Here is a 19,429-nt window from a genome sequence, read left to right as displayed (position 1 = left end):
TGCGCACGCTGGCCGCGGCGGCCGTATTCTCCGGCCTGGCGCTCGCAGCTCACGCCGCGCCGGCCGAAACGGTCCTGCTTCCCGGTGCGCCGCCGTCACGGGTCGTCGATACGATCGGCAACGGCACGCCGCAGGTGACAGGCAAGATCGATGCGGCGACCGCGCGCTTCGCGCCCGACCCGACGCTCGTCGCACTCGGCCGCCGGATCTTCTTCGATCCGCGGCTGTCCGAGCCGCGCGGCATGTCGTGTGCAGGCTGCCACGATCCGGGCCGCGCGTTCGCGCCGACGCTGTCGGCCGCCTCGCTCGCGGGGCCCGGCGTGCCGGAGGGCAGCCGGCCCGGGCGTTTCAGCCAGCGCAACGCGCCGTCGCTGCTCTATGTGCGTTACGTGCCGCGCCGCCACTTTTATCAGGATGACGACGCGCCCGCGCCGTCGCCGTTCGGCGGCCTGTTCAGCGATGGCCGCGCGGATACGCTCGCCGAGCAGATCCGCGGGCCGCTGTTCGATCCGAACGAGATGAACAACCCGTCGCCGGCCGCGCTGCTGCGCAAGGTCGACGCGACCGAACTCGCGCCCGAGCTCGCCGCGCGCTTCGGCGCGCCGGTGCGGCGCGATCCCGAGCAACTGATGCGTGCGCTGGGCCTGGCCGTCGAGGCCTATCTGCAGAGCGACGAGATGGCGCCGTTCACGTCGCGCTTCGATGCGTTCCTGCGCACGCGCAAGCCGCTCGCGCCGGCCGAAATGCGCGGCCTCGCGCTGTTCCGGAATCCCGACAAGGGCAACTGCATGAGCTGCCATACGCTGTCGGAAACATCGAGCCGCCCGGAGCGTTCGCTCTTCACCGATTTTGGCTACGACGCGATCGCGGTGCCACGTAACCGCGCGCTGCCGGCGAACCGCGATCCGCGCCATTTCGACAACGGGCTGTGCGACACCGCAAGGCGGCTGCGCTGGCCCGAGCCGACGCAATGGTGCGGCTACCTGCGCACGCCGGGGCTGCGCAACGTCGCGGTCAAGCAGACGTTCATGCACAACGGGGTGTTCACGACGCTGCGCGACGCGGTCGCGTTCTACAACACGCGCTCGACCGACCCGGGCTTCTGGTATCACGGGGCCAGAACGTTCGACGACGTGCCGGCCGCCTACCGCGGCAACATCAACGTCAACTCGACGCCGATGAACCGCCGGCCCGGCACGCCGCCCGCGTTGAGCGACGCGGAAATCGACGACATCGTCGCGTTCCTCGGCACGCTGACTGACGCGCGCTATACGAAGATTGCTGCTCCTGTGGCGCCCCCGGCCCCTGCTGGCCGGATCACGCGAACCGCCGTACCGGGTCGCTGACCTGGCCGAACGGCCAGCCTGGACGGACTCGCTTGCGGTCGCCGCAAACACTGGTTATATTTACAGTACTGTATTTATGAACAGTGAGGTGCGCGATGGAACATCTGGTCCGTATCGTCAACGAAGCCGATCGCCAAGTGCTGGCGTGGCTCCGCGCTCAGGTCGGTGATGCCCGCGTCGAGCGCGCGGCTCGCCAGCTCGGGCATACGCGCAAGCCCTTCCCGTCCGCCGTATGCCGGTATCTGGGCATGAGCGCACCGGCCACGCTGCGCCAGGCCGAACGGCCGCGCGCTGCGCGCGATTTCTCGGTCGGCGATCGTTACCTGTCGTTGATCCGCCAGCACCTCGCCACGCACTCGGCCAGCCGATGAAATGGCGGCGGCTCGCCGCGTCGGTGGCCCGGAAAGCCGGTGGGCCTGCGCATTCGCTAGCCCGGCCGGCCGACACCGTGCTTACGTGGCCGCGGTGGCTTCCCGTACGAGGCGGCCGAGCGTTTCAAATGCCGCTTCGTGCGCCGCATCGAACACGCGCGTGCAAGCGAGCCGGATATAGCCGTCGAAGCGGTCGCAATTCGAGAAGATCGAACCGGGCGCGATCCTGACTCCGTGCGCGAGCGCGGCGTCGAACAGCGGCTCCGGGCGCACGCCGTCCGGCAGCGCGATCCACAGCAGCATCCCGCCCGGCGGCTGGTTCATCCGCGTTCCGGCCGGGAAATGCCGCGCAATCGCATCGATCGTCGCGTCGCGCTGCACGCGCAACCGCCGCACCCTGCCTGGCACGCGGCAGCCCCGACATCACCGCACGCTGCTGCGCCGCTCGACCCATTCGAATACCGCCATCCCGGCCAGCATCGCGACGACGAACACGATCCCCTTCGCCGACCCGAAGCCGATCGACACGATCGCGGGCCCCGGGCAGAACCCGGCGATCCCCCAGCCGATGCCGAACACCGCACTTCCGGCAACCAGCCGCACGGTGATCGCACGCGCGGCAGGCAACTGCATCGGCAAGCCGAGCCACGTCCGCGTCCGGCGCTTCGCCCACGCGAACGCGAACACGGCCACGCCTATCGCGCCGGCCATCACGAACGCGAGCGACGGATCCCAGCGGCCCGCAAGGTCGAGAAAACCGAGCACCTTCTGCGGATTGGCCATGCCCGACACGATGAGACCGACGCCGAACAGCAGCCCCGCCAGAAACGCGAATCCTGCCTGCATGTCAGCCTCCCAGCACGTGCCGTCGCACGAAGACGGTCACGAAGCCCGCTACCATGAAGACCACCGTCGCGACCACCGAGCGCAGCGCACCGCGCGACATCCCGCACACGCCGTGGCCGCTCGTGCAACCGCCCGCATAGCGCGTGCCGAGGCCGACCAGCAGCCCGGCCGCCACCAGGTCGACCCAGCCTGCATCGACCTGCGGCGTCATACGATTCCCTGCGACGTACATCGCAAGCGGTGCGGCGATCAACCCGGCGACGAACGCGGCGCGCCAATCGCGCTCGCCCGCGCGTGCCGTGAGCAGACCGCCGACGATGCCGCTGATGCCGGCAATCCGGCCGTTGAACGCAACGAGCCAAGCAGCGGCGAGCCCGATCAGCACGCCACCGGCCAGCGACAGCCACGGCGTGAAATGAAGCACATCAAGCTGCATCGCGCCGCCCCTTCGCGGTCGGGCCGCAGAACTGTTCGTACAACACGCCCATCACCGCGATCGCGGCCGGACTGTCGAGCGAATAATGGATGTTCTTGCCCTCGCGGCGTGTGCGAACCAGCGCGTTGTCACGCAACACGCCGAGCTGCTGCGACAGGGTCGGCTGGCGGATATCCAGCGCCGTCTCGAGATCGCTGACGCAGCGCTCGCCTTGCGACAGTTCGCAGAGCAGCAGCAGCCGGTCGGGATTCGACAGCACCTTGAGCAGCGCGCAGGCCGATTCGGCGGCCGCGCGCATCGGGTCGGGTTCCGGCAACCCGGTGGAAAGATCGTCGTTCATCGGCGCAGAGGAACAATTAAAGCATCAATATTATATTGATTTATATAATGATGCTCCTCGCCGTTTGCCGGCAGACGGCCTTACACCGCCTCCTTCGCTCAAGTGGCCTGCTCGCCCGCCATCGCCTTCGCGGCAGTCACGCGCGTCGAATCGGCACGCACCACACCGAGCGCCAGCACGGCCATCCCCGCGATCAAGCACGGCGCCGCGACGACGGCAAACGCAGTCGACAACGGCACGCCCATCGCCAGCATCGCGCCACCCGCCATCGATCCGACGACTGAGCCGCCCCGGCCGATCCCGTTCGCCCAGCTCACGCCGGTGGTGCGGCACTCGGTCGGATAGAACGCAGCCGACAGCGCGTTCGCACCGACCTGAGAACCCGACACGCAGAAGCCGGCCGCGAACACGGCGAGCGCGGCACCCCACGGCGATTCGGCAAACACGCCGATCGCGGCGACGAATACGCCGGCCGCCGCATAACTGCAGGCCAGTACGCGATGCGGATCGAAGCGGTCCATCAGCCCGCCGAGGACGATCGCGCCGAGCGTGCCGCCGATCTGGAACATCGCGGTCACGCGCGCGGCCGTCTGCAGCGTCGCGCCAGTCGTGCGCAGCAGCGTCGGCAGCCAGCTCGACAGCAGGTAGATCACGAGCAGGCTCATGAAGAACGTGAGCCACAGCAGCAGCGTGCCGCGCAGCAGGTCGGCGCCGAACAGGCGGCCGAGCGGCGACCCGGCCGGCTTGCCGGCGGGCGCGATGAACGACGCGTTCGCAAGATGCGGATCCGGCGCGATACGAACGAGCATCGCCGCGATCCGTTCGCGCGCCGCGCCTGTATTGACGAGATAGCGCACCGATTCCGGCAGCCGCCACGCGAGCACCGGCAGCAGCAACAACGGCGCGGCGCCGCCGACGACGAGCACCGAACGCCAGCCGTGATGTTCGATCAACGACGCAGCCGCGAGCCCGCCGAGCGCGGAGCCGATCGTGAAGCCGCAGAACATGGTCGTCACCAGCAGCGAACGGCGCCGCGCCGGGCAGTATTCGGACGTCAGCGTGATCGCGTTGGGCATCGCGCCGCCGAGCCCGAGCCCGGTCACGAAGCGCCACGCGATCAACTCGGTCAGGCCGCCGGCGCTCGCCGACGCGGCGCTCGCGATGCCGAAGCACGCCACGCACGCGAGCAGCAGGCGTTTGCGGCCGAACCGGTCGCCGAACGGCCCAAACACGAGCGCGCCGGCCATCAGCCCGGCAAGCCCCGCGCCGAACACCGGTGCGAGCTGCGCGGGCGACAGGCCCCATTCCGCACGGATGACGGGGGCGATGAACCCGATCGATGCGGTATCGAAACCGTCGATCGCGACGATCAGAAAGCACAGGACGACGATCGCGGCCTGAAACGGCGCCACGCGATGCCGGTCGATCCATTCGCTGACGTCGATGGACAGCGTATCGGTCATGATGGTGTCTCCTCCAGGAAGGCGGCCGCGCGTCGTGTCGTCGAATATGCGCCGCCGGAATCGGGCTGACCGCGCCGCGTTACGCGACGGACTTCAGGCAATTCTCCGCGCGCCAGCCGTGCAGCCAGTCGAGCGCGTCGTAGAACTGCGCCTGCGTGCGGCCGATCCAGAGCCCGTTGCGCACCTGCCGCTCGACGCCCTTCGCGTGGTAGATCCGCCCCATCTCGCGCGCCGAATACAGCACGCGCGCGGTGCGCGGAATCCGCACCCGTTCGTACAGCGCGAACGCGGCCTCGAAGTCGCCATCGGTGCGGGCCACGGCCGCGCCGAGCGTCACCGCGTCCTCGAGCGCCTGGCACGCGCCCTGCGCGATGTATTGCGTCATCGGATGCGCGGCGTCGCCGAGCACCGTCGCGCGGCCCTCGCTCCAGCGTTCGACCGGATCGCGATCGGCGGTCGCCCAGCGCTTCCACGACGTCGGCCGGTCGAGCATCTGCTTCGGCAGCGGATGGACGCCGTCGAAGTACGACAGCACTTCTTCCTTGCTGCCCTCGCGCACGCCCCAGGTTTCCCGCTCGCGACTGTGGAACGTGACGACGAGGTTGTACTGCCGTCCACCGCGCAGCGGGTAGTGGACGAGATGGCAATGCGGGCCGGCCCATACCACCGGCGCATTGATCTGCAGGTCCTGCGGCATGTTGTCGACGTCGACCACCGCGCGATACACGACGTGGCCCGTCACGCGATGCGCGTCGCCGATCAGCGCTTGACGGATCGCGGATTTCACGCCGTCGCAGCCGATCACCGCATTCGCGCGATAACGCTCGCCGTGCTGGTCGGTCACGGTCACGCCGTTGCCGTCCTGCTCGAAGCCGCACACCTGTGTGCTCGTCCGGAATTCGATCAGCGGATGATCCTTGACCGCCTCGTAGATCGACAGGTGAATGTCCGCGCGATGAATCACTGCATACGGGTTGCCGAAGCGCTCGCGGTACGCGGCGCCCGTATCGATGCGCGCCACCTCGCGCGCATCGACCGCATCCATCAGTTGCAGCCAGTCGGTGAACACCGCCCGGCCGCGCGCGGCCTCGCCGACACCCAGCGCGTCGAGCGCGTTGAATGCGTTCGCCGCGAGCTGGATCCCCGCGCCGATCTCGCCGATCTGATCGGCCTGTTCGAGCAGCTTCACGCGGGTGCCCTGGCGCGCGAGCGCGAGCGCCGTCGCGAGCCCGCCGATGCCGCCGCCGATCACCAGCACGCGCCGGCCGTTGTGTTGTGTCTCGCCCATGTCTGTCTCCTGCTTCGTGTTACGCGACGTAATCCGGTTGCCGCTGCGGCTGTGCCGCGTCGAACGCCGGCTCGTGCCGCGCGTGTTCATAAACCGCGAGGCTGCGCGGATACGCGCTCAGGTCGCAATCCATCCGCAACGCGTTCGCGACCTGCGGCACGAGGCACACGTCGGCGAGCGTCGGCGTGTCGCCGAAGCACCACGGGCCCGCGTCCGCGCGCGCGAGCAGCCGCTCGACGCCGGCCATCCCTTCCGCGATCCAGTGCCGGTACCACGCGGTCTTCTGCTGCGGCGAGACCTTCAACTCGGTGTCGAGATAGCGCAGCACGCGCAGGTTGTTGACCGGATGGATGTCGCATGCGATCAGCGTCGCGAGTTCCAGCACGCGCGCACGATGGTGCAGTTCGAGCGGAATCAGTCGAGGCGTCGGCTGGATCTGGTCGAGGTAGTCGAGGATCGCGAGCGACTGCCCGAGACGAAAATCCCCGTCGACCAGCGCCGGCACCGCGGCCGACGGGTTCACGTTCGCGACGTACGCCGCCTCGAGATGCTCGCCGGTGCGGATGTTCACCGGCAGCGTGTCGTACGGCAGCCCTTTCAGCGCGAGCGCGAGGCGCACCCGGTAGGACGTCGAACTGTTGAAGAAGCTATGCAGTTGCACGATGTCGCCTTTCGAGGAAGATGCGTCAGACCACGCGCACGGTCAGTTCACCGAGCCGTTCGACGCCGACCTTCATCACGTCGCCCGCGACCACCGCGCCGACGCCTTCGGGCGTGCCCGTGAAGATCACGTCGCCCGGTTCGAGGCGGAAGAACTTCGACAGGTCGGCCACCGTTTCCGCGACCGACCAGATCAGGTGCGACACGTCGCTCTTCTGCTTCGTCGCGTCGTTGACGGTCAGCCACAGGCCGCCCTGTTCGAAGTGCCCGACGTCCCTCGCCGGATGCACGGGCCCGATCGGCGCCGAGCGGTCGAAGGCCTTGCCGATTTCCCACGGCCGGCCCATCTCGCGCATCTTCATCTGCAGGTCGCGGCGCGTCATGTCGAGGCCGACCGCGTAGCCCCACACGTGTTCGAGCGCGCGCTCGAGCGGGATGTCCGAGCCGCCCTTGCCGATCACCGCGACGAGTTCGGCTTCGTAGTGATAGTTCTGCGTCTGCGACGGATACGCGAGATCGAGCGTTTCGCCATACGCGACCGGCACGATCGAATCGGCCGGCTTGCAGAAGAAGAACGGCGGCTCGCGATCGGGATCGAAGCCCATTTCACGTGCATGGGCCGCGTAGTTGCGACCGACGCAATACACACGGCGCACCGCGAACTGTGCGTCGCTGCCGGCGACGGGGAGCGCCACGGGCGCTTCGGGCGGGAAAACGAAAGTCATGAATGGCTCCAGCGTCAATACGAATGAAGGGGGCGCGCCGCCGCAGCGACGCGCGGAAAACGAGAAACGGGAAACGAATCGTCGAAACCGGCCGGCGTCAGTCGCGCGCTTCGCGCAGCAGGTTCAGCGCGGACAGCACGGGCCGGTCGGAATAGCTGAACAGCACGCTGTCGGACGACGCCGACAGCCGCACCGGCGTCCACGACGGCGCGACGAAGATGTCGTGCGGCTCGAATTCGAATGCATGGCCGCCGATATGCGCGGTGCCGCGGCCTTCGACGACGCAGTAGATCGTCGCGTCGGTGCTGCGGTACGTGCGGCCGTCGAAACCGGCCGGCAGGAACTGCATGAAGGTGGCGATCGTCGGCATCGGCCAGCCGCCCGTCGCCGGGTTGACGTAGCGCAGCTTCACGCCGTCCCACGCATCGAGCTCGCCGTTCCGGTGCAGCGCGTCGAGCGCCTCGCGGGTGCGGGCATACGGGTAGCTGAATACAGGCGACGTCGGATCGCTCGCGCGATGCCGCACCGGCACCATGTTGTGACCGAAGCGCGCGAAGCTGTCGCCTTCCGGGCGATTCACCGGCTGCACGGCTTCCGGGTAGTTCTCCGCGAAGCCTGCGTCGAGGTTCGCGAGCAGCGGGATGTCGAGCCCGTCGAGCCATACGACCGGCTCGCCGCCCGCCTCCTCCGCCGGGTTGCCATGGTCGTGCCATGCCCACGACGGCGTGATGATGAAGTCGCCCGGATGCATCGTCGTGCGCTCGCCGTTCACGGCCGTCCACGCGCCGCGCCCTTCGACGATGAAGCGCAGCGCAGACTGCGTATGCCGGTGGCTCGGCGCGATCTCGCCCGGCAGGATCAGTTGCAGGCCCGCGTACAGGGTCGGCGTCATGCTCGACTTGCCGGGCAGCCCCGGGTTCTCCAGCACCAGCACCCGGCGCACGGCTTCTTCCGCGCTGATCACGCTGCCGGCCTGCATCACGAGGTCGCGCACCTGCGCGTACTTCCAGATCGCGGCCTGCGCGGCCGGCTGCGGGGTTTTCGGCACGAGGTTGTGCAGCGATTCCCACAGCGGCGCCAGGCGTTGCTCGGCGATCCGTGCGTAGTAGGCGGCGCGCGACGCGTCCGGGTGGGTCGTCATGATGTCTCCTTGGAGTCGGCCGATCGGCGTCGGCGCTATGTCGGGGCGAGGACCATGAAGCAGTCCGTTAGCTGATTTATATTCGACCCAGACATACCCGGTAAAATGGTCAAATCATCTGATCCATATATTTCTGGATATACCTACTCGCGACGAGGCATGCGATGGACTGGACCCACCGGCTGCGACTGCGGCATCTGCAGGTACTGCTGAGCCTTGCCGGCACCGGCAATCTGAGCCAGTCGGCGGTCGCGCTCGCCACCACGCAGCCCGCGCTGTCGAAATGGCTGAAGGAACTGGAAGAAGACGTCGGGCTGCCGCTATTCGAGCGGCATGCGCGCGGCCTGCGGCCGACGCCGTACGGCGAAGCGCTGATCGAGCATGCGCGCCGGGTCGAAGCGCAGCTCGACATCGCGCGCGACGACATGGCCGCGCTACGGGAAGGCGGCAGCGGCCTCGTGACGATCGGCACGTCCGGCGTGGCGGCGGCCGATACCGTGCCGCTCGCGGTGTCGCAGTTGCTGAAACGGATGCCGCGCGCGCAGGTGCGGATGACCGAAAGCACGATGAACCAGCTGATGCCGCAGCTCGCACGCAGCGAACTGGATATCGTCGTGGGCCGCTCGGGGTCGACCTCCGTCGATCCGCTGCTGCATGCCGAAGCGCTGTATGTCGATCCGGTCGTGTTCGTCGCCCGGCCCGGCCACGCGCTCGCCGGTGCAACGTCGGTCGGCTGGGACGACGTGCTCGCCTATTCGTGGATCGTGTGGCCGTCGGGCACGCCCGTGCACAACGCGCTGGAGGCCGCGCTGTCGGCCGCCGGCCGCGTACGGCCGCCACACTGTGTCGAATCGAATTCGTCGATCCTCAACCTCACGCTGCTGAACAACACCGACCTGCTCGGCGTGGCGTCGCATCGCGCTGCGCAGCGCTTCGCGCAATTGAACGCGATCCGGATCCTGCCGATGCAGCTCGAGGGCCAGGGCGCGGTGTCGATGTACTGGCACCCCGACAGCGCGAACCGCGCGGCCGTGGCCGCGACGATCGAGTGCCTGCGCGCCTGTGCGGCACCGCAGGTCGGCGGATGGGAGAAAGTGAAGGTGGAATGAATGGCACGGCCCGGTGTCAACCGGGCCGTGGTGCCGCGACGCGTCACGCGCCGTCGCAGGACGCCGTACCGTCCAGCATCAGCGTGCCGACCCGCGCGGGCACGAGCGGCGTGCGCGGCACCGGCGGCGTCCAGCCGAACAGCGCCTGCGCGGCAGCGCCGCACACACGCCCCTGACACGCGCCCATCCCGCAACGGGATTGCAGTTTCGCCGCCGTCCAGCCCGGCGCTTGCGCGACGGCATCGAAACGCACGTCCTCGCAACGGCACAGCAACGTGTCGGCCCGCGCGAGCCGGCGGATCGGCTCGCGGATTGCGAAGCGCTCGCGTACGGCATCGGCAAACGCCTGCCAGTGCGCCCGCTGCGTGACCAGCGCAGCCAACTGCGCCGTCTGCCCGGTCGCCGCCAAACCGGCGATTTCGCCTTCGACCATCGCCAGTTCGCTGCCGCCGACGCCCGTGCACTCGCCCGCCGCAAAAACCCCATCGCGGCTCGTGCGCTGGTGCACATCGACCGCCACCGCGCCGTTATCGATCCGGCAGCCGAGATGACTCGGCAGCACGGTATTCGGCACAAGCCCGAAGCCGCACGCGAGCCGGTCGCAGTCGACGTCGAACTCGCGATCGCCCTGACGAATCCGCACGCGTTCGAGCCGCTTGGCGCCGAACGCCTCGACGACATGCGCATCGGGTCGATAGGCGCCGGTGACGAGCTTCGCGGCCTGCGCGAGCTTCGACGGCCAGCGCCACAGCCCCGCCCCAAAACCGGCCACGTCGCCCCACGTTGCCTGTTCGAACACGTGCGACACGCGTGCGCCGGCTTGACGGGCCGTCGCCGCGCTCGCCAGCAGCAGCGGCCCGCTGCCCGCGATCACCGTGCGCTGCCCGCGCACGTCGAGGCCGTACTTGATCAGCGCCTGCAAGCCGCCCGCACCGGTGACGCCCGGCAGCGTCCAGCCCGGAAACGGCAACAGCAACTCGCGTGCGCCGCAACACAGAATCAGCGTGCGGAAGTCGAGCAACAGCGCGCGCTCGTCGTCTTCGAGCAGCAGCGTGCCCGGCTGCGTTTCGGCGACGATGCGCGTCGCCGCGAGATGCGTGACGTTCGGCTGCCGCAACACGGCGAGCCGCTCGGCGGCGGCCGGCGTCGGCGTAGTCGCCGCGGCTTGCCGCCAGATCTGCCCGCCCGCGCGCGGATTGTCGTCGACGATCGCAACCGTCGCCCCGCTGCGCGCGGCGGCCCGCGCGGCCGACAGCCCGGCCGGCCCCGCGCCGACGATCGCGACGTCGACGCTCAGTCGTTCCTGTTTCATCGCGTGCGCTCCACCTGCATCCCGTCGCGGCACAGTGTCTGGCAAGCCAGCCGGCGACGGCCATCGATCGTCATCCTGCACTCCTGGCAGATGCCCATCCCGCAAAACGGCGCACGCGCCGCACCCGTGCACGACACGCGCGTCGTGTCGTCGCCGCTCGCCGCGACGGCGGCCGCGACGGTCGCGCCGTCGGCCACCGTCAGCGCGCGGCCGTCCAGATGAATGATCATGTCAGCCTCCGACGGGCCGCCCCAAGGAGTCTGACCGCCCCCACGGGGGGCGCCGTGCATGGGACCGGAGTCAGCGCTGAAGCGCCAACACCGGTCGACAGCGAACGAAGAGAGCGTGAGGGTCGTTTCATCTCAGCCTCCGTCGAGCCGCCCGAACGGGGTTAACCGCCCCCGCGGGAAGCGTCGCGCATGGGACTGGCGCAAGCGCTGAAGCGCCAGCGCCGGTCGAAGGCGAGCAAAGTGAGCGTGAGGGTCGTTTCATGTCAGCGCTCCGGCGACGAGGGACGCGCTCAGGAAGCGTCCCGGCAAATACGGTTCGATATCGATGGGCGGCCGTTCGCCGGCCATCAGCGCAGCGACGAGCCGCGCGCTGCCCGGTGCGGTCGTCACGCCGAGCCCTTCGTGCCCGACCGCGAGCCACACGCCCGGCCGCGCCGGATGCTCGCCGAGCAGCGGCAGCCCGTCGGGGCTCGCGGAACGGAACCCCGTCCATGCGCGGATCCCGTTCAGGTCGGCGAGGTCCGGCAGGTAACCCACCGCGCGGCGCAGCATGCGCGCGAGCACGGGTGGGTCGACTTGCGCGTCCTCGGTGTCGAACTGGCGCGACGAACCGATCAGCAACTGGCCGGTCGGCCGCGGCTGCACGTTGAACGCAACCGACGTGCCATCGCTCGCATGCGCGCTCGCCGCGTAGCCCAGCTCGACGAGCTGGTGCGACACCTGGCCCGGATAGCGGTCGGTAATCAGCAGATGGCCCTTTTTCGGGCGCAGCGGCAGCTCGGGCAGCAGCGTGCGAGCGGCAACGCCGTTCGCGACCACCACCCGCTCCGCGCGCAGCGTGCCGCCGCTCGCGAGCGTCACGCTCGGGCCGTCGACCGCCACGGCCCGGTCGCGCCGGAGCGTGATGCGCGGCGCGCGCTGCAGCAGCCAGTTCGCGGTGACGGGCGCATAGAGGATCGCGTCGCCGGGAATCTTCAGCGCACCGCCGAGGCCCGTGCGCAGCATCGGCTCCAGTCGCGCGAGCGTCGCCGCGTCGATCAGTTCGCCCGCCACGCCGTGCGCGGCCAGCGTCGCCTGCTTCACGCGCGCCAGATCCATTTCGTGCGCATCGGCGGCGAGCCACAACGTGCCGCAGTTGCGGTACGCGCACCCTTCGGGCATCTCGCCGCTCAGCGCGCGCCACAGTTCGATCGAGTAATGGCTGAGCGCCAGTTCGGCCGCGTTGTCGTCCATCGCGACGAGGTGCCCCATGCCCGCGCCGGTTGCCCCGCCGCTCGCGTCGTCGACGACGAGCACGCGCAGCCCGCGCTGCGCGAGTTCGTGCGCACACGCCGCGCCGACGATGCCGGCGCCGATCACGACGACATCCGTCTTCGTGTCGCTCACGGCGCAATACCCCAGCCAAATGGATCGTCTTCCTCGATCAGCAGCGTCGCTTCGGCGCTCAGGTGCGCGCTGCCGCGAATCGTCGGCACGATGCCGCCGTCGGCCTGCTCGTAGCTCGCCTGGAACACGCTGCCGATCACGCTCGCCTGCCGCCATACGGCGCCCGGCGCGAGCTTGCCGTCGGCCGCGAGGCACGCGAGCTTCGCGCTCGTGCCGGTGCCGCACGGTGAGCGGTCGTACGCGAGGCCCGGGCACAGCACGAAGCTGCGGCTGTCGTGTTCGGGATCGTCGGCGAACAGCTCGATATGGTCGATCTCGCCGCCGTTCGCGCCGCTGATGCCCGCGCGTTCGAGCCCTTCGCGCACGGCCGACGCATACGCGGTGAGCGCCGCGACGTTGTCGCCGGCGACGTGCTGCCCATGGTCGCTGATCAGGAAGAACCAGTTGCCGCCCCACGCGATGTCGCCCTTCACGGGGCCGTAACCCGGCACGACGAGCGCGACGCCCTTCGCGTGGCGATACGCGGGCACGTTGCGCACACTGACCGACAGGTCGTCGTGCAGCGTCGCCTCGACGGTGCCGACGGGCGTTTCGATCCGGTGCACGCCGGGCGCGATGCGCCCCATATGGTGCAGCGTGCGCACGACGCCGATCGTGCCGTGCCCGCACATCCCGAGATAGCCGCTATTGTTGAAGAAGATCACGCCGGCCGCCGCCTCGGGCGACACGGGTTCGCACAGCAGCGCGCCGACCAGCACGTCGCTGCCGCGCGGTTCGAGAATGCAGGCGGTGCGGTAACGGTCGTGTTCGCGCGCGAGCACGTCGCGGCGCTCGGCCATGGTGCCGCTGCCGAGCGCGGGGAAACCGGACACGACGAGCCGAGTGGGTTCGCCGCCTGTGTGCGAATCGATGATCTGGATACGCTTCATCATGAGCCGTCCGAAGTGGGGAAAGGAGCACAGCTTCCTCCGTCGCGCGTCCGCCCGCTTGTGGCTTTTCGATGAGGACGACGACGAAATCGGCATAGTGCGAAGCGCCCTTCCCGCGCCGCCCGGCCGCTGTGCCGATTTCGTCATTTTGCTCCGCGATACGACTCAAGCGTGATGGGCATTTGCGCGGCGATACTGGTTGCCACACCGACACCTGTCGGCCGACCGATACAAACACGTAGGAGATTGAAGTGAGCCGAAACGCCATTCAGTGGACCGGGGTTTTCCCGGCCGTCAGCACGCAGTTCAAGCCGGACTTTTCCCTCGACATCGACGCCACGCACCGCGTGGTGAAGAACCTGGTGAACGACGGCGTATCGGGCCTCGTGGTCTGCGGCACGGTCGGCGAGAACACGTCGCTGTCGACGAGCGAGAAGCTCCAGGTGATCGAAGCCGCGCGCGACGCGGCCGGCGGCAAGATTCCGGTGATCGCCGGCATCGCCGAATTCACGACCGAATTCGCGCGCAACACGGTGCGTGAAGCCCAGCGCGTCGGGGTCGACGGCGTGATGGTGATGCCCGCGCTGGTCTACTCGGCGAAGCCGCACGAAACCGCCGCGCACTTCCGCGCGGTCGCAACCAGCACCGACCTGCCGGTGATGGTCTACAACAACCCGCCGATCTACAAGAACGACGTGACGCCCGACGTGCTGATCGCGCTGCAGGATTGCGAGAACATCGTCTGCTTCAAGGATTCGTCGGGCGATACGCGCCGCTTCATCGACCTGCGCAACGCCGTCGGCGATCGCTTCGTGCTGTTCGCGGGCCTCGACGACGTCGTGGTCGAGAGCATTGCCGTCGGCGCCGAAGGCTGGGTGTCGGGCATGTCGAACGCGTTCCCGAAGGAAGGCGAGACGCTGTTCCGCCTCGCGAAGCAGAAGCGTTTCGATGAAGCGCTCGCGCTGTATCGCTGGTTCATGCCGCTGCTGCACCTCGACGCTCGCCCCGACCTCGTGCAGTGCATCAAGCTGTGCGAAGAGCTGGTCGGCCGCGGCAGCGCGATCACGCGGCCGCCGCGCCTCGCGCTGCAGGGCGACACGCTCGCGGAAGTGAAGGCCATCGTCGCGAAGGCGCTCGAAACGCGCCCGGCGCTGCCCGACGTCGGTCTCTGATCGACTCCCCCTGCGGCGGCGCGCGGGCTTTCCCCCCTGCACGCCGCCGTCTCCGGTCCGGCATGGCCTGCGGGCCCGTTCATACCGGCGCCCGAGCGCGCCGCGCGTGAGCGCCCCGCAGCCCGCCCCGGTCGTTCGAACCGGGCGACGCCGGCCGGCAGGCTCGCGCCGCTGCTCCGTCGGAGCGCGGCGCACCTCGAGCCTGTGCCGATATTCCTCCAGGAGACACGCCCATGCCAGGCCAAGGCAACGCTCACCCGTCTGTCCCGCTTTCCCGTTCCGCGCACCCCGACGCGGGTCACGGCAAGTTCAAGAAACAGCTGTCGCTGACCGATCTCACGTTCATCGGTCTCGGCGCCATTTTCGGTTCGGGGTGGCTGTTCGCCGCGAGTCACGTGTCGACGATCGCCGGCCCGGCCGGCATCTTCTCGTGGCTGCTCGGCGGCTTCGCGGTGCTGCTGCTCGGCATCGTCTACTGCGAACTCGGCGCCGCGCTGCCGCGCGCGGGCGGCGTCGTGCGCTACCCGGTGTTCTCGCACGGCCCGCTGCTCGGCTACCTGATGGGCTTCATCACGCTGATCGCCTTTTCGAGCCTGATCGCGATCGAAGTCGTCGCCGCGCGCCAGTATGCGGCCGCGTGGTTTCCGGGCCTGACCGCCGCAGGATCGAGCGACCCGACCACCCTCGGCTGGCTCGTGCAGGCCGCGCTGCTGGGCTTCTTCTTTTACCTGAACTATTCGAGCGTGAAGACGTTCGCGAAGGCGAACAACATCATCAGCATCTTCAAGTTCATCGTGCCGCTGGCCGTGATCGCGGTGCTGTTCACGTTCTTCAAGCCCGCGAACCTGACGATCCAGGGCTTCGCGCCGTTCGGCATGCCGGGCATCGAGATGGCCGTGTCCGCGGGCGGCATCATCTTCGCGTACCTCGGGCTCACGCCGATCGTGTCGGTCGCGAGCGAGGTGCGCAATCCGCAGCGCACGATCCCGATCGCGCTGATCCTGTCGATCCTGCTGTCCACGCTGATCTACGTGCTGCTGCAGCTCGCGTTCATCGGCAGCATCCCTACGCAGATGCTCGCCGCCGGCTGGCACGACGTGAGCAAGGCGTTCTCGCTGCCGTACCGCGACATCGCGCTGGCGCTCGGCGTCGGCTGGCTCGCGGTGATGGTCGTCGCCGACGCGATGATCTCGCCGAGCGGCTGCGGCAACATCTACATGAACGCGACGCCGCGCGTGGTCTACGGCTGGGCGAAGACGGGCACGTTCTTCAAGGTGTTCACGCGCGTCGACGAGGCGTCGGGCATTCCGCGCGCGGGCCTGTGGCTCACGTTCGGCCTCGCGATCTTCTGGACGCTGCCGTTCCCGTCGTGGGAAGCGCTGATCAACATCGTGTCGGCCGCGCTGGTGCTGAGCTATGCGGTCGCACCGGTGTCGGTCGCCGCGCTGCGCCGCACCGCACCCGACCTGCCCCGGCCGTTCCGCGCCAGCGCGTTCGGCATCACCGGCCCCGCGTCGTTCGTGATCGCCGCGCTGATCGTCTACTGGTCGGGCTGGAGCACGGTGTCCTGGCTGCTCGGCCTGCAGATCGTGATGTTCGTGATCTATCTCGCGTGCCGCCGCTGGGTGCCGACCGCGCACCTGAGCCTCGCCGAGCAGGTGCGCTCGTCCGCGTGGCTGATCGCGTTCTATGCCGCGATGATCGTGCTGTCGTATCTCGGCGGCTTCGGCGGCACGGGCCAGCTTGCGCACCCGTACGACACGGTCGTCGTCGCGGCCGTCGCGCTCGTCATCTACTACTGGGGTGCGAATACCGGCGTGCGCTCGGAGAAGCTGCAACTCGACGACGACGAGGACTGACGCATCCGCGCCCTTTCCCATGATCCCTTCGGCCGGGCGCTCCACGCCCGGCTCCTGTTTTTTCCGAGGAAAACCATGCAACTCACAGGTCAGCTCCTGATCGGCCCGTCCGCCGTCGCCGGACAGAACGGCACCCTCCACGCGATCGCCGCCGCCACCGGCGAACGGCTCGACCCCGCCTTCGGCGGTGCGAGCCTGCACGACCTGGAGGCGGCCTGCGCGCTCGCCGACGACGCCTTCGACACCTATCGCGAAACGTCGCTCGACGCCCGCGCCGCGTTTCTCGACGCGATCGGCCGCCACATCATGGCGCTCGGCGACGACCTGATCGAGCGCTGCGTCATCGAAACGGGCCTGCCGCGCGCGCGCATCGAAGGCGAGCGCGGCCGCACGGTCGGCCAGCTCGCGCTGTTCGCGTCGCTCGTGCGCGACGGCGGCTTTCTCGACGCGCGGATCGATCCGGCGCGCCCCGAGCGCAAGCCGCTGCCGCGCGTCGACCTGCGCCTGCGCAACGTCGCGGTCGGGCCCGTGGCCGTGTTCGGTGCGTCGAACTTCCCGCTCGCGTTCTCGGTCGCCGGCGGCGATACCGCCTCGGCGCTCGCGGCCGGCTGCCCGGTGATCGTCAAGGCGCATTCGGCGCATCCGGGTACCTCGGAACTCGTCGGCCGCGCAATCCAGCAAGCCGCGCGTGAATGCGGGATGCCGGCCGGCGTATTCTCGCTGCTGTTCGACGCGTCGCGCGAGATCGGTCAGGCGCTCGTCGCCGATCCGCGCATCAAGGCCGTTGGCTTCACCGGCTCGCGCCGCGGCGGCGTCGCGCTGATGCACATCGCGGCCGCGCGCCCCGAGCCGATTCCCGTCTATGCGGAAATGAGCTCGATCAATCCCGTGCTGCTGTTTCCCGCCGCGCTCGACGCGCGCCACGATGCGATCGCGCCGCAGTTCGTCGCGTCGCTCACGCTCGGCGCCGGACAGTTCTGCACGAACCCGGGCCTCGTGCTCGCCGTCGACGGGCCCGCGCTGCGCGCATTCGAGGAATCGGCCGCCGCCGCGGTGCGTGCCGCGCCCGCTCAGACGATGCTGACGCCGCCCATCCACGCCAGCTACGAACAGGGTGTCGCGGCGCTGCGCGATCACGCGGCTGTCGAGCTGCTCGCACAAGGCGCCGAAGGCAACCGCCTGCAGGCCCGCGCGGCGCTGCTCGCGACCTCGGCCGACGCGTTCGTCGCGCATCCCGAATTGCGCGACGAGGTGTTCGGCCCCGCTTCGCTGATCGTGCGTTGCCCGGACGCCGACACGCTGCATCGCGTGCTGAAGTCGCTCGAAGGCCAGCTGACGATCGCGGCCCACCTCGCCGATGGCGACGCGCCGCTGTTCGCCGCGCTGCGCCCGCTGCTCGAGCGCAAGGCCGGCCGCATTCTCGTCAACGGCTTCGGCACGGGTGTCGAGGTCGGCCATGCGATGGTGCACGGCGGCCCGTTCCCGGCCACGTCCGATACGCGGACGACGTCCGTCGGCGCGCGCGCGATCGAGCGCTTCCTGCGCCCCGTGTCGTATCAGGACCTGCCGGACGCGCTGCTGCCGGACGCGATCCGCAACGGCAATCCGCTGAACGTGCCGCAACGCATCGACGGCGTGCCCGCGCCGCGGGAGGCGTGAGATGACCGCATCCACCGACGAAATCGTCCTGTCGCTCGATGAAGTCCACGCGCTCGCGCTGCGCGTGCTGACGCACCACGGGATGTCCGACGCGCATGCGCGTGCCATCGCCAACGTGATCACGCAAGGCCAGCGCGACGAATGCCATTCGCATGGCGTGTACCGGCTGCTCGTCTGCGTGCGCTCGCTGAAGAAGGGCAAGGTCGATCCGCAAGCCGTGCCGACGCTGCGCCGGCTGTCGTCGTCGATCGTCTCGGTCGACGCCCATCGCGGCTTCTCGCTGCTGAGCTTCGAGACCGGTCTGCCGGTGCTCGTCGAGATGGCGAAGCAGCACGGCATCGCGGCGATGACGATCAACCACTGCTACCACTTCTCCGCGCTGTGGCCCGAGGTCGAGGCCATCGCGGCCGAGGGGCTGGTCGGCATCGCGATGAACCCGAGCCATAGCTGGGTTGCACCGGAAGGCGGCAAGGAGCCGGTGTTCGGCACGAACCCGATCGCGTTCGCATGGCCGCGCCCGGGCGGCGTGCCGTTCGTGTTCGATTTCGCGACGAGCGCGATCGCGCGCGGCGACATCGAGCTGCATGCGAAGCAAGGCAAGGCGATCCCGCCGGAATGGGCGATCGACGCCGACGGCCGGCCGACCACCGATCCGAAAGCCGCGCTGCAGGGTGCGATGCGCACGTTCGGCGGCCACAAGGGTTCGGCGCTCGCGGCGATGGTCGAACTGCTCGGCGGCGCGCTGATCGGCGACATGACGAGCCGGGAATCGATGGATTTCGACGAAGGCGTCGGCGCGACGCCGTGCCATGGCGAGCTCGTGATCGCGTTCGACCCGAAGGTGTTCCTCGGCGACGATCTCGACACGGGGCTCGCGCGCGGCGAACGGATGTTCGAATCGATCGTCGCGCAGGGTGCGCGGCTGCCGTCGCAACGCCGCTTCGACGCCCGCGCGCGCAGCCTCGCGAACGGCGTGCGGATTCCGAAGGCGCTGTACGACGAGATCCTGACGCTGCTCGACTGACGCGCGATCGAGCGGCGCGGCTTCGTCGTCGGCAAGACGGGCGATGAAGCCGCTGCCGGGCTCCGCTGCCGATGGCCGGCTTCCGGCTTCGCGTGTTCCCGCCATTCCGTCTTCGCGTCGCGCTTTGTTCGCT

General features: G+C 69.2%; 20 protein-coding genes and 1 pseudogene. 8 read left to right on the top strand and 13 right to left on the bottom strand.

Features of this window, described 5'->3' with window-relative positions:
- Positions 1–8: 8 nt before the first annotated feature.
- Both CFB34_RS09690 and CFB34_RS09685 read left to right on the top strand, forming a co-directional pair.
- Positions 9–1,346 carry a cytochrome c peroxidase gene (locus tag CFB34_RS09690; protein WP_242808640.1) on the top strand — a complete coding sequence of 446 codons (1,338 nt, stop codon included), beginning with the start codon at positions 9–11 and terminating at the stop codon, positions 1,344–1,346.
- Positions 1,347–1,441: 95 nt separating this feature from the next.
- Positions 1,442–1,717 (top strand): hypothetical protein, encoded by a 276-nt coding sequence (locus CFB34_RS09685; RefSeq protein ID WP_011355479.1) that lies wholly within the window; start codon positions 1,442–1,444, stop codon positions 1,715–1,717.
- Positions 1,718–1,798: 81 nt separating this feature from the next.
- Here CFB34_RS09685 and CFB34_RS09680 read toward each other — a convergent pair.
- The 9 genes and pseudogenes from CFB34_RS09680 to gtdA form a co-directional block, all read right to left on the bottom strand.
- A pseudogene (locus tag CFB34_RS09680) lies at positions 1,799–2,107 on the bottom strand (PLP-dependent aminotransferase family protein); the annotation flags it as partial.
- 33 nt (positions 2,108–2,140) lie between these two features.
- Positions 2,141–2,563 (bottom strand): DUF6691 family protein, encoded by a 423-nt coding sequence (locus CFB34_RS09675; protein WP_089442686.1) that lies wholly within the window; start codon positions 2,561–2,563, stop codon positions 2,141–2,143.
- Position 2,564: 1 nt separating this feature from the next.
- Entirely contained in the window at positions 2,565–2,999 is a 435-nt protein-coding gene (locus tag CFB34_RS09670) for a YeeE/YedE family protein (RefSeq protein ID WP_089442687.1), read from the bottom strand.
- Complete coding sequence (locus CFB34_RS09665) at positions 2,989–3,339, bottom strand: metalloregulator ArsR/SmtB family transcription factor (protein WP_089442688.1); 351 nt, start codon at positions 3,337–3,339, stop codon at positions 2,989–2,991. Before CFB34_RS09665 ends, CFB34_RS09670 begins: the two co-directional genes overlap by 11 nt.
- 98 nt (positions 3,340–3,437) lie before the next feature.
- Positions 3,438–4,802, bottom strand: a complete 1,365-nt coding sequence (locus CFB34_RS09660; protein ID WP_089442689.1) for an aromatic acid/H+ symport family MFS transporter — start codon at positions 4,800–4,802, stop codon at positions 3,438–3,440.
- Between the two features lie 79 nt (positions 4,803–4,881).
- Complete coding sequence (locus CFB34_RS09655; protein ID WP_089442690.1) at positions 4,882–6,090, bottom strand: 3-hydroxybenzoate 6-monooxygenase; 1,209 nt, start codon at positions 6,088–6,090, stop codon at positions 4,882–4,884.
- A gap of 19 nt (positions 6,091–6,109) precedes the next feature.
- Entirely contained in the window at positions 6,110–6,751 is a 642-nt protein-coding gene (maiA, locus tag CFB34_RS09650) for a maleylacetoacetate isomerase (protein WP_089442691.1), read from the bottom strand.
- A gap of 25 nt (positions 6,752–6,776) precedes the next feature.
- Positions 6,777–7,475, bottom strand: coding sequence for a fumarylacetoacetate hydrolase family protein (locus CFB34_RS09645; protein ID WP_089442692.1), 699 nt, complete (start codon positions 7,473–7,475; stop codon positions 6,777–6,779).
- Positions 7,476–7,572: 97 nt separating this feature from the next.
- On the bottom strand, positions 7,573–8,616 hold the full coding sequence (gtdA, locus tag CFB34_RS09640) for a gentisate 1,2-dioxygenase (RefSeq protein WP_089442693.1): 1,044 nt from the start codon (positions 8,614–8,616) through the stop codon (positions 7,573–7,575).
- 164 nt (positions 8,617–8,780) lie between these two features.
- Here gtdA and CFB34_RS09635 point away from each other — a divergent pair, with 164 nt between their 5' ends.
- Positions 8,781–9,725, top strand: coding sequence for a LysR substrate-binding domain-containing protein (locus CFB34_RS09635; protein WP_089442694.1), 945 nt, complete (start codon positions 8,781–8,783; stop codon positions 9,723–9,725).
- Between the two features lie 43 nt (positions 9,726–9,768).
- Here the strand turns inward: CFB34_RS09635 and CFB34_RS09630 are convergent, their stop codons facing one another.
- The 4 genes from CFB34_RS09630 to CFB34_RS09615 form a co-directional block, all read right to left on the bottom strand.
- Positions 9,769–11,037, bottom strand: a complete 1,269-nt coding sequence (locus CFB34_RS09630; protein WP_089442695.1) for an FAD/NAD(P)-binding oxidoreductase — start codon at positions 11,035–11,037, stop codon at positions 9,769–9,771.
- Complete coding sequence (locus CFB34_RS09625) at positions 11,034–11,267, bottom strand: 2Fe-2S iron-sulfur cluster-binding protein (protein WP_012338331.1); 234 nt, start codon at positions 11,265–11,267, stop codon at positions 11,034–11,036. The genes CFB34_RS09630 and CFB34_RS09625 overlap by 4 nt, the downstream gene beginning before the upstream one ends.
- Positions 11,268–11,525: 258 nt before the next feature.
- Positions 11,526–12,653 (bottom strand): FAD-binding oxidoreductase, encoded by a 1,128-nt coding sequence (locus tag CFB34_RS09620; protein ID WP_089442696.1) that lies wholly within the window; start codon positions 12,651–12,653, stop codon positions 11,526–11,528.
- Positions 12,650–13,582 (bottom strand): 4-hydroxyproline epimerase, encoded by a 933-nt coding sequence (locus CFB34_RS09615; protein WP_089442762.1) that lies wholly within the window; start codon positions 13,580–13,582, stop codon positions 12,650–12,652. Before CFB34_RS09615 ends, CFB34_RS09620 begins: the two co-directional genes overlap by 4 nt.
- Position 13,583: 1 nt before the next feature.
- On the opposite strand from CFB34_RS09615, the gene CFB34_RS09610 reads away from it, so the two are divergent.
- The 5 genes from CFB34_RS09610 to CFB34_RS09590 all read left to right on the top strand — a co-directional run bounded on the left by CFB34_RS09610 (position 13,584) and on the right by CFB34_RS09590 (position 19,296).
- Positions 13,584–13,757, top strand: coding sequence for a hypothetical protein (locus CFB34_RS09610; protein WP_179243722.1), 174 nt, complete (start codon positions 13,584–13,586; stop codon positions 13,755–13,757).
- A 76-nt stretch (positions 13,758–13,833) separates the two neighbouring features.
- Positions 13,834–14,754, top strand: coding sequence for a dihydrodipicolinate synthase family protein (locus CFB34_RS09605; protein ID WP_006484863.1), 921 nt, complete (start codon positions 13,834–13,836; stop codon positions 14,752–14,754).
- A 233-nt stretch (positions 14,755–14,987) separates the two neighbouring features.
- Positions 14,988–16,613 (top strand): APC family permease, encoded by a 1,626-nt coding sequence (locus tag CFB34_RS09600; RefSeq protein WP_089442697.1) that lies wholly within the window; start codon positions 14,988–14,990, stop codon positions 16,611–16,613.
- 75 nt (positions 16,614–16,688) lie between these two features.
- Complete coding sequence (locus tag CFB34_RS09595; protein ID WP_089442698.1) at positions 16,689–18,272, top strand: aldehyde dehydrogenase (NADP(+)); 1,584 nt, start codon at positions 16,689–16,691, stop codon at positions 18,270–18,272.
- Between the two features lies 1 nt (position 18,273).
- A complete protein-coding gene (locus CFB34_RS09590; protein WP_089442699.1) occupies positions 18,274–19,296 on the top strand; it encodes an Ldh family oxidoreductase in 1,023 nt (340 codons plus the stop codon).
- Positions 19,297–19,429: the final 133 nt, after the last annotated feature.

Source organism: Burkholderia sp. HI4860, from assembly GCF_002223045.2.
Taxonomy (GTDB): domain Bacteria; phylum Pseudomonadota; class Gammaproteobacteria; order Burkholderiales; family Burkholderiaceae; genus Burkholderia.
Note: the sequence above shows the minus strand (reverse complement) of the source record. Positions and strands in the feature narration are given on the sequence as shown.

What these genes read in the sequence shown, in the direction of transcription:
- CFB34_RS09630 (WP_089442695.1), bottom strand. Translation starts at nt 11,037, where the DNA reads ATGAAACAGGAACGACTGAGCGTCGACGTCGCGATCGTCGGCGCGGGG.
- CFB34_RS09675 (WP_089442686.1), bottom strand. Translation starts at nt 2,563, where the DNA reads ATGCAGGCAGGATTCGCGTTTCTGGCGGGGCTGCTGTTCGGCGTCGGT.
- CFB34_RS09635 (WP_089442694.1), top strand. Translation starts at nt 8,781, where the DNA reads ATGGACTGGACCCACCGGCTGCGACTGCGGCATCTGCAGGTACTGCTG.
- CFB34_RS09655 (WP_089442690.1), bottom strand. Translation starts at nt 6,090, where the DNA reads ATGGGCGAGACACAACACAACGGCCGGCGCGTGCTGGTGATCGGCGGC.
- CFB34_RS09645 (WP_089442692.1), bottom strand. Translation starts at nt 7,475, where the DNA reads ATGACTTTCGTTTTCCCGCCCGAAGCGCCCGTGGCGCTCCCCGTCGCC.
- CFB34_RS09665 (WP_089442688.1), bottom strand. Translation starts at nt 3,339, where the DNA reads ATGAACGACGATCTTTCCACCGGGTTGCCGGAACCCGACCCGATGCGC.
- CFB34_RS09670 (WP_089442687.1), bottom strand. Translation starts at nt 2,999, where the DNA reads ATGCAGCTTGATGTGCTTCATTTCACGCCGTGGCTGTCGCTGGCCGGT.
- CFB34_RS09590 (WP_089442699.1), top strand. Translation starts at nt 18,274, where the DNA reads ATGACCGCATCCACCGACGAAATCGTCCTGTCGCTCGATGAAGTCCAC.
- CFB34_RS09625 (WP_012338331.1), bottom strand. Translation starts at nt 11,267, where the DNA reads ATGATCATTCATCTGGACGGCCGCGCGCTGACGGTGGCCGACGGCGCG.
- CFB34_RS09595 (WP_089442698.1), top strand. Translation starts at nt 16,689, where the DNA reads ATGCAACTCACAGGTCAGCTCCTGATCGGCCCGTCCGCCGTCGCCGGA.
- CFB34_RS09600 (WP_089442697.1), top strand. Translation starts at nt 14,988, where the DNA reads ATGCCAGGCCAAGGCAACGCTCACCCGTCTGTCCCGCTTTCCCGTTCC.
- CFB34_RS09610 (WP_179243722.1), top strand. Translation starts at nt 13,584, where the DNA reads ATGAGCCGTCCGAAGTGGGGAAAGGAGCACAGCTTCCTCCGTCGCGCG.
- gtdA (WP_089442693.1), bottom strand. Translation starts at nt 8,616, where the DNA reads ATGACGACCCACCCGGACGCGTCGCGCGCCGCCTACTACGCACGGATC.
- CFB34_RS09615 (WP_089442762.1), bottom strand. Translation starts at nt 13,582, where the DNA reads ATGAAGCGTATCCAGATCATCGATTCGCACACAGGCGGCGAACCCACT.
- CFB34_RS09660 (WP_089442689.1), bottom strand. Translation starts at nt 4,802, where the DNA reads ATGACCGATACGCTGTCCATCGACGTCAGCGAATGGATCGACCGGCAT.
- CFB34_RS09685 (WP_011355479.1), top strand. Translation starts at nt 1,442, where the DNA reads ATGGAACATCTGGTCCGTATCGTCAACGAAGCCGATCGCCAAGTGCTG.